This window comes from Martelella sp. HB161492 (assembly GCF_013184775.1).
GTDB lineage: Bacteria > Pseudomonadota > Alphaproteobacteria > Rhizobiales > Rhizobiaceae > Martelella.
The window spans coordinates 172,030-184,433 of the sequence record NZ_JAATVV010000011.1 but is presented as its reverse complement, the minus strand read 5'-3'; the positions used below and the strand labels follow the sequence as shown (position 1 = coordinate 184,433).

At 58.9% G+C, this 12,404-nt stretch carries 10 protein-coding genes; 2 read left to right on the top strand and 8 right to left on the bottom strand.

From position 1 onward, the window contains the following. Positions 1-115: 115 nt before the first annotated feature. The 8 genes from HCK86_RS18270 to HCK86_RS18240 form a co-directional block, all read right to left on the bottom strand. A complete protein-coding gene (locus HCK86_RS18270; protein WP_176085920.1) occupies positions 116-1,441 on the bottom strand; it encodes an extracellular solute-binding protein in 1,326 nt (441 codons plus the stop codon). 162 nt (positions 1,442-1,603) lie between these two features. Beyond that, positions 1,604-2,449, bottom strand: coding sequence for a carbohydrate ABC transporter permease (locus HCK86_RS18265; protein WP_141147242.1), 846 nt, complete (start codon positions 2,447-2,449; stop codon positions 1,604-1,606). Beyond that, entirely contained in the window at positions 2,449-3,363 is a 915-nt protein-coding gene (locus HCK86_RS18260; RefSeq protein WP_176085919.1) for a sugar ABC transporter permease, read from the bottom strand. The genes HCK86_RS18265 and HCK86_RS18260 overlap by 1 nt, the downstream gene beginning before the upstream one ends. Next, complete coding sequence (gene ugpC / locus HCK86_RS18255; protein ID WP_176085918.1) at positions 3,356-4,483, bottom strand: sn-glycerol-3-phosphate ABC transporter ATP-binding protein UgpC; 1,128 nt, start codon at positions 4,481-4,483, stop codon at positions 3,356-3,358. The genes HCK86_RS18260 and ugpC overlap by 8 nt, the downstream gene beginning before the upstream one ends. Beyond that, entirely contained in the window at positions 4,480-4,605 is a 126-nt protein-coding gene (locus tag HCK86_RS24240) for a hypothetical protein (protein WP_281409616.1), read from the bottom strand. The genes ugpC and HCK86_RS24240 overlap by 4 nt, the downstream gene beginning before the upstream one ends. Before the next feature lie 101 nt (positions 4,606-4,706). After that, positions 4,707-6,218 (bottom strand): alpha-N-arabinofuranosidase, encoded by a 1,512-nt coding sequence (locus HCK86_RS18250; protein ID WP_176085917.1) that lies wholly within the window; start codon positions 6,216-6,218, stop codon positions 4,707-4,709. 205 nt (positions 6,219-6,423) lie between these two features. Then, the gene (locus tag HCK86_RS18245; RefSeq protein WP_176085916.1) at positions 6,424-7,350 is read right to left on the bottom strand and encodes a helix-turn-helix domain-containing protein; all 927 of its coding nucleotides are present in this window, start codon (positions 7,348-7,350) and stop codon (positions 6,424-6,426) included. 82 nt (positions 7,351-7,432) lie between these two features. After that, a complete protein-coding gene (locus HCK86_RS18240; protein WP_176085915.1) occupies positions 7,433-8,410 on the bottom strand; it encodes an AraC family transcriptional regulator in 978 nt (325 codons plus the stop codon). Between the two features lie 185 nt (positions 8,411-8,595). Here HCK86_RS18240 and HCK86_RS18235 point away from each other — a divergent pair, with 185 nt between their 5' ends. Both HCK86_RS18235 and HCK86_RS18230 read left to right on the top strand, forming a co-directional pair. Continuing rightward, the gene (locus HCK86_RS18235) at positions 8,596-10,068 is read left to right on the top strand and encodes an alpha-glucosidase/alpha-galactosidase (RefSeq protein ID WP_176085914.1); all 1,473 of its coding nucleotides are present in this window, start codon (positions 8,596-8,598) and stop codon (positions 10,066-10,068) included. A 135-nt stretch (positions 10,069-10,203) separates the two neighbouring features. Then, on the top strand, positions 10,204-12,300 hold the full coding sequence (locus HCK86_RS18230; protein ID WP_176085913.1) for an ABC transporter substrate-binding protein: 2,097 nt from the start codon (positions 10,204-10,206) through the stop codon (positions 12,298-12,300). The last annotated feature ends 104 nt before the right edge of the window (positions 12,301-12,404 follow it).

Here is a 12,404-nt window from a genome sequence, read left to right as displayed (position 1 = left end):
CCGAAGTGCCGCGCGTTGGCGGGGCCCACACAGGCAATGCTTCACCTGTCGTGTTCAGAAATGCCGGAATTGATTGGACGTTTCCGGCATTTCGCGTCCTCCAGCCCCTATCTGGTCAGATATTTGCCAGGAGATCGTTGACGCGATCCTGCATGTCCTTCAGCGCGTCATCAACACTCTTCTGGCCGGTCATGGCGGCATTCATTTCCTGGCCGATAATATCCTGAATGGCGAACTGGCGCTGGACAGCGCCCGGCAGCGGCGTGCCGATCTGGGCGAGGTCCAGCACGGTCGCACGATGCGGCAGGGCCTTGAACTGGTCAGAGTCGAGAACGGCCTGAACAGCGGGCAGGTGGCCGGTGCGGCTCCAGTCGTAATCGTGATCGAACATGAATTTGAGGAACTTGCCGATCGCGGCGGTGTCCTCGTCCGAACGCTTGACGTTGGAGACGGCAAGGCTGTGCCCGTCGGCATATTGCGAGCGCGGGCCGTCGAAGAGCTGCGGATAGGTGTAGACCTCATAGCCGCCCTTGTTGAGCGCCGTCCCGTCCTTTTCCGACTCTGCGTTATAGTCGCCGATTACCCAGGTGCCGCCCTCATGGACACCGGCATCGCCGGCCAGGAAGGCATTGAGGGACGCGCCGTAATCGACATCCTTGATGATGTAGCCCTTGTCATAGAGCTCCTTATACATCTCCAGTACGTTCTTGGCTTCGGGGGTTTCGATGTTGATCTTGGTGGGATCGCCGAAGAAATCAGAACCCTGCTGCTGCAGATATGTGTAGAAATCGCGGGTATAGGCGGCGGTTTCGTTCGAGAGCGGCATGGTCATATAGGTCTTGCCGGTCTTTTCCTGGAACTGGGCGGCCTGGCTCATCAACTCATCGACGCTGGTCGGCAGGATCGGCGTGCCGTCAGGATTGACGAGGCCGGCTTCCTTGAACAGCGCCATGTCGATGTGCCAGAGCTGGCTCCAGTTATCGATCGGCAGACCATAGATCTTGCCGTCACGGGTGACGCCCGTAAGGCTTGCCTTGGTGAAGCTGTCAGCCGAGATGCCCTCGCTTGCGAGAAGATCATTCAGCGGCATCAGCAGGTTCTTCGAGGCATAGTCGCCCAGCACGGACTGGTGAATGGTGACGACATCCGGCGGATCGCCAGCGGCAAACTGCGCCGTCAGCTGGTCGTAGCCGGGCCATTCGACGGTGGTGACATTGACCTTGATATCGGGATTTTCCGCCTCGAACGCGTTGACCAGTGAGGTGATGATGCCGCATTCGCCGACGGCCTTGGATACGTCGGTATTGGTGCCGAATTCCGCGTCGCAGGCGCCGAAGAAGCGCTGGAACTCGATCGTGGTGTCGGCAAGCGCCGGGCTTGCCGCACAAAGAGCGGCAAGCGAAAGCGCGCCGGCCAGAGTCGATTTCATCCGATGTTTCATATTCTCCTCCACGAGATGGGCTTCTGCCCGCGTTACCCTGCATGAGGGCAGGGCGAAACAATTGGTTGGTCTCACTCCCGCGTCCGACAGCTGCGGACGCATTCTTTCGTTCCGGTCAGTCACTGGGGCAGGCCTTGTCTTTCAGGTCAGGCCCGCCGGGCATCACTTCTCCGCCGCACCGGAAACGGCGGTGACGATGTATTTCTGGAAGAACAGGTAGACAATCAGGATCGGTGCGCTGGCGAAGACCGCCTGCGCCATCAGGAAGCCAAGCCCTTCCGTCTGGGCAAAGTTCATCTGCGACGAGGCGATGCCGACCGTCAGCGTGTACATTTCCTTCTTGGTTGCGGTGATCAGAGGCCAGAAATAGTCATTCCAGGCGATCAGGAAGGTGAAAATGCCAAGCGTTGCCTGCGCTGGCAGCGTCAGCGGCAGCAGCACCTTCCAGAAGATCTTGAACTGGCTGGCATTGTCGAGCAGTGCCGCCTCATCCAGCTCTTTGGGAATGGCGCGGAAGAACTGCGTCATCAGGAACACGCCAAAGGGTGCCGAAAGCCCCGGCAGGATCAGCGCATAATAGGTGTTGTGCAGGCCCATTTTGGCGAAGATCTGGTGCCGTGCGATCAGCACCGCCTGTTCGGGAATGGCAAGGCCAAGCAGCACGATCACGAAGACCACGTTGCGGAACGGAAAATTCAGCCGCGCAAATCCGTAGCCGGCAAGCGAGGTCAGTACCAGCACGCCGATGGTGATGCAGCCCGAAACGATGATGCTGTTCAACACCCAGCGGAACACCGAGGAATTGCCGAAGATGTTGAAATAGTTCTTCAGCGTATAGGGGCCATGGAACACGGAATTCATGTTGGCCATGAGTTCCGCATTGTCCTTCATCGACAGGGCCAGGACCCAGATCACTGGCGCCACCATGGCAAGCGCCAGAACGATGACGGCACCAAGGATCAGGCGGTCGCCGAGCGTGTTCTTCTTGGAAAGACCGAAACTCGCCATCAGCTGTCTCCCTTCCTGCGTGAGATCACGAACTGGGCCATGGCCGCAATCAGGATCAGTGCGAACAGCACTTCCGATGCCGCAGCGCCAAGGCCGATATCCCAGCGGGTGAAAGCCATCTGATAAATGTAGAGAACGATCGGCAGGGACTCGTTATTGGGGCCGCCCTGGGTCATCAGCCGGGCCTGGCCGAAGAGCTGGAACTGCATGACGATCTGAATGATCACCACGAGAATGATGGTCCGCTTGATCGAGGGCAGGGTGATGTACCAGAGGGTGCGCCAGCGACTGGCATTATCAAGGGCGGCAGCCTCGTAGATCTCCTTGGGGATCTGCTGAAGGGCGGAAAGATAGAGCATCATCGGCAGGCCGATGCACCACCAGACGGTGGCGATGGCGATGCCGATCATCACCAGATCGGGATCGGACAGAAAGGCCGGCGGTGTGGCGTCAAACCAGCCGTAAATCGTTGCCAGCAGCCCGTATTGACCGATGAAGACGATGCGCCAGATCAGCGTCACGATGGTGACGGAGAGAACCGACGACGAGAAATAGAGTGTCCTGAGTGACGCAGCGGTCTTGGTCTGCCGGTTGAGCGCCAGCGCCAGAAACAGACCGACCAGTGCCAGAGGCGGTACGGTGAGGAACACGAAATAGAAGGTGTTCCAGACCGATTTCAGGAACACGCCGTCATGGGCGAGACGCACATAATTGCCGAAGCCGACAAAGCGGCCGATGGAGAAAGCATCGGCCCGGTGCAGGCTCAGCCAGATGTTCCAGAACATCGGCACCACCAGAAGTGCGATGAAGAACACCAGATAGGGCAGCACGAACAGGCCATTGCGCCAGCGCGGCGCGTTGATGTTGGCGGTCGCGTTCTGCCTGTTCTTTCCGGTGGAAAGGGCGTCAGACATCGCTCCTCTCCCGCGCTTCATCAGCGCTTGCCGCGTCATTGTGATAGGCCTTGCCGCCTTCATCGAAGAGATGGGCGGAAAATCCGTTGAAGGCGAGGTTGACCCTGTCGCCGATCCGGGCGCTGCTCAGACCGATATCTTCGGCGACAACGATGTCACCGCTTTCAAGTCGGGTATAGAGCAATGTCCGGTCGCCGAGCCGTTCCAGCACATCAACGGTGCCGCTGGTGGTCGCCGTCTGATCCGTGGAAACACATTTGACCGCTTCGGCGCGGATGCCGAGCTTGATCGGGCCTGAAGGCAGGCCGGCGATGGCAATACCGGTCTGGAGCGCTGAGCCGTCCGGCAGACTGGCCCTTGCCAGGCCATTTTCGCCGGCAAGCGTCACATCGAGGAAATTCATCGTCGGCGAGCCGACGAAGCGGGCGACGAATTCGCTGACAGGGCGCGTATAGATCTCCATCGGCGCCCCGATCTGCTCGATCTTGCGGTTATTCAGCACCACGATCCGGTCTGCCAGCGTCATTGCCTCGATCTGATCATGGGTGACGAAGATCATTGTCGAGGCGACGCGGTTGCGCAGCTGCGCAAGTTCGACACGGGTCCTGACCCTGAGCGCCGCATCGAGATTGGACAGCGGCTCATCAAACAGAAAGGCCTCCGGTTCCTTGACGATTGCCCGGCCGATCGCCACGCGCTGACGCTGGCCGCCGGAAAGCTGCGATGGCTTTCGCGCCAGAAGGTGGCTGATCTCCAGCATGCGGGCGGCTTCCTTGATGCGCGCATCGATCACCGTTTGCTCGGTGCCGATGTTGCGCAGTCCGAAGGCCATGTTCTCTGCGACTGTCATGTGCGGATAGATCGCGTAATTCTGGAACACCATGGCAAGGCCGCGTTTGCCGGGCGGCAGATTGTCGATGCGCCTGCCATTGATGCGGATCTCGCCGCCGTCTACCGCTTCAAGCCCGGCGATCATGCGCAGAAGCGTCGATTTCCCGCAGCCCGACGGCCCGAGAAACACCATGAATTCATTGGCCGCAACAGACAGCGAAATATTGTCCAGAACCGTCAGATTGCCATAGCGCTTGGTGACGCTGTCGATTTCGATCTCGGCGCTCATGACAGCACCTGTGGCGGCTGGGCCATTGCGGCTTCTGCCCGATGAAACGTTTCGAAACCGGCTCTGTTGGTGTTTTTCCAACCTGTCGGATTTTGTGCCGAAACGGAAACCTGCGTTTCCATTTGCTCCTCCCATGCACGTCCAACGTCGTGATGCAACGTTAGGACGTTTCCCACGTTTGTCAACATGATATTCGATTTAAACCAAGAAACATGGTTTTAAATCAAAGCTTCACCCGAATGAAGCGATAGCTCAATGGCGCAAGGGCTGCCGTCAGGCGGCCATCCGAAATCGTCGCGTCCGCCGCTGCTTCGGGGCGGACGTTGTCGGGCTTCGAAGCCGTGTTGGTGATGTTGATATCCGGGTGGCTGATGACCTGATCGTCGATCACCGAACCCGGCATGTAGCCCTGCAGGACAACATCGAGATCGATGGTTTCAGTGCTGCTGCGATTGACGGCGAAGAGCGCGATATAGCCGTCTTTCTCGTTGTGAACCGCTGAAACGTCCAGCATCGGGACCTCGCCGATATTGTCGACATGATAGGTCGGGCAATCGACTGCAAGCTTCAGCGCGGTGCCGCGGCCAAAGCGCGAGGCAAAGTAATAGGGGTAGAAGATGGTCTGGCGCCAGGCGGCGCCGCCGGGCTCGGTCATGATCGGCGCGATCACATTGACCAGCTGGGCAAGGCAGGCGATCTTCACCACGTCAGCACGATTGATGAAGGTGTTGAGAATACAGCCGACCTGCAGCACATCCTCGAAATTATAGTCATCTTCCAGGAGCGGGGGAGCGAAGGGCCAGCCCTTCTCGCCGGCCAGCGTTGCCTCGTCCCGCTTCTTCGAATGGTACCAGACATTCCATTCATCGAAGGAGATATAGACATCCTTCTTCGAGCGCTTCTTGGCCTTGATATAGGTGATGATGCCCGCAACGGTCTCGATATAGCGGTCGAGTGTCAGGCTTTTGGCCAGATAGCCGGCCGTGTCCTTCTCGTAATTGTCGAGATACATGTGAAGCGAGATATAGTCGACCTCCTCATAGGTATGGTCGAGCACGGTTGCTTCCCATTCCGGATAGGTCGGCATGGTGGCGGAAGACGAGCCGCAGACCACGAGCTCGAGGCTCTTGTCAAAGGAGCGCATTGCCTTGGCGGTTTCATAGGCGAGGCGGCCATATTCATGGGCGGTCTTGTGACCCGTCTGCCACGGGCCGTCCATCTCGTTGCCAAGGCACCAGAGTTTCACATTCCAGGGTGCTTCACGGCCATTCTTGCGGCGCAGGTCAGACCATTCGCTGCCACCCGGATGATTGACATATTCGAGGAAGTTGCGTGCTTCATTCAGCCCGCGCGTCCCGAGATTGATCGCCAGCATCATTTCGGTGCCGACGCTGTCGCACCACTTGGAGAATTCGTGAATGCCGACCTGATTGCTCTCGGAGGTGTGCCAGGCGAGATCAAGGCGAACCGGCCGGTCCTCCTTCGGGCCGATGCCGTCTTCCCAGTTATAGGCAGAGACGAAATTGCCGCCGGGGTAGCGCACCACCGGAACATCGAGTTCGCGCACCAGGTCGGCAACATCCTGACGCATGCCGTCTTCATCCGCCGTCGGATGATCCGGTTCGTAAATGCCGGTATAGACCGCCCGACCCATATGCTCGATGAAAGAGCCATAAAGCCTGGGGTCGATGACGGATATCGTGTAGTCCCGGTGAATGGTGACCGTTGAACGCATGATGACTCCTCCACATCCAAAAATATGGTGTAAACCAATTTTTGTGAAGAATAGACACCAAAGCCGGACAAGCGTCAAGCGTGTTTGGTTGTAATCTGCGTCTCAGGTCGCCTGTCGCCGAACCGACTTGCGATTGCGCAAATATCAAGGCATGGCTCTGGTCTCAGGCAATGGCTGCCGGTGCCGGTGGGCCGGCACGGAGAGCTTATTCCGTGGTGATTCTGAGCACGATATCCTGATCGTAATTGCCGAATCCCTTGCCGAAAATATTGATGCCGCCGGGATGGCGGGCGTTGTCGCGCACGGAGATCGACAGCCGGATTGAGTGATGCTGGTCGAGCTTGAGATCCGTCAGTGACATGTCGGAAATTCGCATTCCATCGACGAAGGAGCCGTTGGCGGTGATCCGGAAGCGTTTCAGCATGCCGTATTGCGAGCCCTTGAGCTTCCACCAGTCCGGCGTCAGGACGCCGCGCCTGTCACCGAAATCGCCGGGCGATGTCCACTGGCCGATATCGACGCCATTCACCGCGATGGTGATATCCGACGGCCAGTTGGGGTTGGTGCCCGGCACTTCCGAGGAAAGCTCCATCGAGAATTCGATCTCGCTGATTGCCTGATTGTTGAGCCGGGCATTGTTGGGAAACTGATATTCGATATTGCCGCGGGTGAACCAGATCAGCCCGGCCTTCATGCGGGCGGGATCAAGAAAGGAATCCGGCACGTCGAGCAGGCCGATAATGCCCTCCGACGTGCATAATCCGCATGGTGCGGAGACCTCGAAGGCCGTGTAGAGCCCTACCGGCATCGCCACCTCAATGGCCTGGCGGCCGCGCTCCTCGGCCGGATCGCCAAAGGTGACAACAACTTCATCATAAATGCTGGAACAGACTTTCTGACTGCCCTTGCGGGCGCGCAGGCTCTCCGTGCGGATCAGGCCGGCCTCTTCCAGCAGCTGAACGCTGAGCGAAACCGTTGACTGGGGGAGTGCAAGTAACTCACCGATTTCCTTGACATTCAGCGGACCTTTTGCGCGCAGAAGCTTCAGCACGGCGATGCGCGCCGGGGCGGCGAGCCCCTTCAGGACATGCATGTCCTTCTCAGGGTCGACTACGAGGAAATTGCGGGCCATGCTGCGCCTGATTACTGCTGTTTCACTGTCAGAAAAGTTTCATATCAGGAATCTTGTGGCAATCAAACTGGCAATGAATGCATCAGTCTGACGCATCACCCGGCGGCAGAAGTTCCGTCTCGGCAATATCGGTGATTTCCAGTCCGGTCTCATCATGGACCATCGGTTCGCCGGAAAAGGGCATGATGGCGGCGGCGAGGCCGATATTGCGGAATTCCGTCGGGCTCACGCGAAAATAGCGTCGGAAAACCTTGGCGAAATAGTTCGGATCGGCAAAGCCGGTCAGTCCGGCCACTTCCTTGACGCTCAGTCCGGCGCTGGAGAGGAGCCGGGTTGCCTGTCGCAGCCGGCGCAGAAGCACGAACTCGGCTGGCGGCATGCCTTCCGCCTTGGCAAAGAGCCTTGAAAAATGGGCACGGCTGAGGCCCGAAACCTCAGCCAGCACATCGACGGGCAGGGCGGAAGAGAGGTTACTGTCGATATACCGCACGACGCGCTTCATCGCCCGGTGCTCGACGGCCGGGATCGCCCGCGCGCCGAATACATCGTCGTAAAGCAGCATAATGGTCTCATAGGCGATGATCGATGCCCGCGCCGGGGTTTCAACGCGCGGGGAGAGCAATTCACCAAGGCAGGTGGCCAGGCCGTCAATGGTTGTCTGGCTCAGTTTCAGCACCGGCCCCGAGGTTGCGAGCACGGCCTGCTGGATACGCATCGCCTCTTCGCCGTTGAGCGAGATCCAGAAAAACTCCCAGTAGCCGCCGTCTTCCACCCAGTAGCGGTGATTGCTCGGCACGCAGGTCAGCATGGTGTCGCCGGGCTTCAGGCGGAATTCGCGGTTGTCAAAGCGCAAATTGCCATGACCTGCAATCGTATACTGGATCACCGAAAAAGGGCTTTGGCCTCGGCGCCTTCCATCCCAGTCATAACTGGAATCTGTCCTGATCTCATAGCCGGCACTGACCGGCATTGCATGCAGGTCCTGATGGCCGCGTGGGAGCGAGATCAATCGGCCAATCGGTGCCTTGCCCTTCAATTCGGAGAGCACAGAATTACCCATGAAAGCATAATCCCTCTCTGTTGCCCTGTATTTGCCAATGCATAATGACGGTCGGGAGTTGAAAAAACAAGCAGCCGTGGGCGATGCAGGGAGAGCGCAGTCCTTCAGCTGGACTGACGGCGGGCCTGCGGGCGGGCGCAGTTGAATTTACCCAATAGTGAATGATTGAACAAAGGGAGGCGGGCATGAGCGCTTTCAAGATCGCTATTATCGGCGCGGGCAGCGTCGGGTTTACCAAGACGCTTTTCAAGGACATTCTGTGTGTTCCGGAATTTGCGGATATTGAAGTTGCACTGACGGATATCAGCGAAAAAAACCTGACAATGGTCAGGAATATTCTCGAACGGATCGTCGAAGCCAACAATCTTCCGACAAAGATCACGGCGACCACGGATCGGCGCCGGGCGCTGGAAGGCGCGCGCTACGTGATTTCCTGCGTGCGCGTCGGAGGGCTGGAGGCCTATGCCGATGATATCCGCATTCCGCTGAAATATGGTGTCGACCAGTGCGTTGGCGACACGATCTGCGCCGGCGGGATTCTCTATGGGCAGCGCAATATTCCGGTGATCCTGGATTTCTGCAAGGATATCCGCGAGGTCGCCGAGCCCGGCGCGCGCTTCCTCAACTATGCCAACCCGATGGCGATGAACACCTGGGCGGCGACCGAATACGGCAAGGTCGACACGATCGGCCTGTGCCACGGTGTGCAGCATGGGGCTGAACAGATCACCGAGGTGCTGGGCGCCAAGCCCGGCGAGTTCGACTATGTCTGCTCCGGCATCAACCACCAGACCTGGTTTGTTGATCTGCGCGTGAATGGCCGCAAGATCGGCAAGGATGAACTGATTGCCGCATTTGAGGCGCATCCGGTCTATTCCCGACAGGAGAAGGTGCGCATTGATGTGCTGAAACGCTTCGGCGTCTATTCGACGGAGAGCAACGGCCATCTGTCGGAATATCTGCCCTGGTATCGCAAGCGGCCCGACGAAATTACCCGCTGGATCGACATGTCCGAGTGGATCCATGGCGAGACCGGCGGCTATCTGCGCTTCACGGCCGAGAGCCGCAACTGGTTCGAAACGGAATATGATGAATTCCTGCAGGATGCGGGCAAGCCGATCGATCCCGGCAAACGGTCCAGCGAACATGCCAGCTACATTCTCGAAGGGCTGGAGACGGGGCGCGTCTATCGCGGTCACTTCAACCGCAAGAATAATGGCGTGATCACCAATCTGCCGGCCGATGCGATCATCGAATCGCCCGGCTTCGTCGATCGCTTCGGCCTCAACATGGCTGCTGGCATCACGCTGCCGGAAGCCTGTGCGGCGACCTGCATGGCCTCGATCAATGTTCAGCGCATGTCTGTCCACGCGGCCGTCAGCGGTGATCTTGATCTGCTGAAGCTCGCAGTCCTGCATGATCCGCTGGTCGGCGCCGTCTGCACACCGGAGGAGGTGTGGCAAATGGTCGACGAGATGGTCGTTGCCCAGGCTGAATGGCTGCCCCAATATGCTGATGCGGTTGCGGGAGCACGGGAACGGCTGGCCAGATCCACGGTCAAGACCCGCGATTGGAACGGTGCTGCGCGCCGTGCCATCCGCTCGGTCGATGAAATGCGGGAAGAAAAGGAAGCTCTGCGCGCTGCGGAGAACGCCTGATCTTTCATCGTGCCAGCAGGTCCGGTGATGAGGCACCGGGCCTGCATCGCCGTTTTGTCTGCCGGTGGGGTAGGAGCTCTGGCAGCGGAAACGGTCTTCAAAGGAAAGCATGAATTTTCAATGGGAGGAAAGTCGATGCATTTTCATAAACGCCGCCTGTGCCTGACGGGCCTGCTTGCGGCCGGGATTTCAAGCCTAGCGATTGCTTCCGGCGCGTTCGCCTCCGAGGCAACAGTGGTGCCGGAACAGCCGCCTGTGCCGGCGCAGGCCAAGATTACCTATGTGCCGCGCGATGCCATTGAGGAATACAGGGCGCTGCCATCCTATTCCGAGCCGGACTGGGTGACGAAGAACTTTGTCGATACCGGCAAGCTGCCGCCGGTCAAGGACCGTCTGCCCAAGGAGCCGCTGGTGTTCAAGACCGGCAATATGCCGGATGGTATCGGCGTTTACGGCGGTACGCTGCGCCATGTCGTTGGCGGCCGGCCGGAGGGCTGGAACTATGCCGCGGGCCAGGCGCAGGGCTGGGGTGGCATCGATATCGAAATGTATGAGTGCCTGACGCGAACCGCGCCGCTCTATCAGGTGGAAGCCGATGATATGGAGCCGCTGCCGAACCTGGCAAAAAGCTGGGACTGGTCGGAAGATGGGCACAAGCTGACAATGCATCTGATCGAAGGTGCCAAATGGTCGGATGGCGTGCCGTTCACCGCCGATGACGTGATGTTCTACTGGGACGACAATATCGTTGATCCCAATGTGACGCCGCTCAACGGTGCGACAAAGGAAATGTTCGGCAAGAACACCACCCTGAAGAAGATTGACGACTACACGGTTGAATGGACCTTTGAAGAGGCGTTCCCGCGGCAGTATCTCTTCAATATGGCCTATGGCAATTTCTGCCCTGGTCCGGCGCATATCCTGAAGACCAAGCATCCGAAATATGCCAACACCACCTATGACGAATATCGCAACGGCTTCCCGCCGGAAATGCTGAATTTCCCGGTCATGGGAGCCTGGGTGCCGGTGGAATATCGTCCGGATGATATCATCGTCCTCAGGCGCAATCCCTATTACTGGAAGGTCGATGAGGAAGGGCATCAGCTGCCCTATCTCGACGAGATGCATTACAAGCTCTCGACCTGGGCTGACCGTGACGTTCAGGCGATTGCCGGCTCCGGCGACTTCTCCAATCTCGAGCAGCCCGAGAACTTCGTCGTGTCGCTGCGTCGTGCAGCAGAAGAGAGCGCGCCGGCGCGGCTCGCTTTCGGCCCGCGCACCATCGGCTACAATATGCGGCTCAATCTTTCCGGCAATGGCTGGGGGGAACCGGACGAGCGCGCCCAGGCGGTTCGTGAGCTGAACCGCAACGAGGATTTCCGCAAGGCCGTCACCATGGCGCTCGACCGCCAGAAGCTTGGCGATTCGCTGGTCAAGGGACCGTTCACCGCCATCTATCCCGGCGGCATCGACAGCGGCACCAGCTTTTATGACCGCCAGTCGACCTATTACTATCCCTATGATCCCGAAGGCGCCAAGGCGCTGCTGGCCAAGATCGGCCTGAAGGACACGGATGGCAACGGCTTCGTCAACTGGCCGGCCGACACGCTGGGCGGCAAGGATGTCGATATCGTTCTGCTGCTGTCTTCCGATTACAACACCGACGTCAACCTGTCCGAAGGCGTGATCGGACAGCTGCAGCAGATCGGCCTTCATGTGATTCAGAACTCCATTGACGGGATCCAGTTCGAATCAAGTCGCTATCGCGGCGATTTCGACTGGATGATCATGCGCAATCCGCCTGAAATGGCCGCTGTCGTGCAGGGGACGTCGGGCCTGGCGCCGGTTGGCCCGCGCACCAGCGCCCATCACCGTGCCGGAACCGATGGCACGCTGGACCTGATGCCCTATGAGGATCAGCTCGTTGATATTGTCGACCAGTTCATTGCCACCAATGACAATGCCAAGCGTGCAGAACTGATGAAGGACTATCAGACTGTCGCCACCAAGAATGTCGACACGATCGGGCTCACCGAGTTCCCCGGCGCGCTGATCATCAACAAGCGGTTCCGCAATGTCGCCTCAGGGGCGCCGATCTTCATGTTCAACTGGGCGGAAGATGCCGTCATCCGCGAACGCATGTTCGTGCCGGCTGATCTTCAGGGTGATTATCAGCTCTTCCCCGATACGCTTCCCGGCAAACCCGGCGGCGACGGTCCGGTCAGCGGCTGACCTCAAGGAAAAGCGGCGCGGCGGCCATGAGGGGTCGCCGCACTCATGCAGCAATACCGGCGGACCGCAAGGTGGCGGCTGAAAGGCCGTCACCGGTTCCCGGC

Coding starts and splice junctions, on each gene's coding strand:
- HCK86_RS18230 (WP_176085913.1), top strand. CDS start 10,204: ATGCATTTTCATAAACGCCGCCTGTGCCTGACGGGCCTGCTTGCGGCC.
- HCK86_RS18245 (WP_176085916.1), bottom strand. CDS start 7,350: ATGGCCCGCAATTTCCTCGTAGTCGACCCTGAGAAGGACATGCATGTC.
- HCK86_RS18270 (WP_176085920.1), bottom strand. CDS start 1,441: ATGAAACATCGGATGAAATCGACTCTGGCCGGCGCGCTTTCGCTTGCC.
- ugpC (WP_176085918.1), bottom strand. CDS start 4,483: ATGAGCGCCGAGATCGAAATCGACAGCGTCACCAAGCGCTATGGCAAT.
- HCK86_RS18265 (WP_141147242.1), bottom strand. CDS start 2,449: ATGGCGAGTTTCGGTCTTTCCAAGAAGAACACGCTCGGCGACCGCCTG.
- HCK86_RS18250 (WP_176085917.1), bottom strand. CDS start 6,218: ATGCGTTCAACGGTCACCATTCACCGGGACTACACGATATCCGTCATC.
- HCK86_RS24240 (WP_281409616.1), bottom strand. CDS start 4,605: ATGGAAACGCAGGTTTCCGTTTCGGCACAAAATCCGACAGGTTGGAAA.
- HCK86_RS18260 (WP_176085919.1), bottom strand. CDS start 3,363: ATGTCTGACGCCCTTTCCACCGGAAAGAACAGGCAGAACGCGACCGCC.
- HCK86_RS18235 (WP_176085914.1), top strand. CDS start 8,596: ATGAGCGCTTTCAAGATCGCTATTATCGGCGCGGGCAGCGTCGGGTTT.
- HCK86_RS18240 (WP_176085915.1), bottom strand. CDS start 8,410: ATGGGTAATTCTGTGCTCTCCGAATTGAAGGGCAAGGCACCGATTGGC.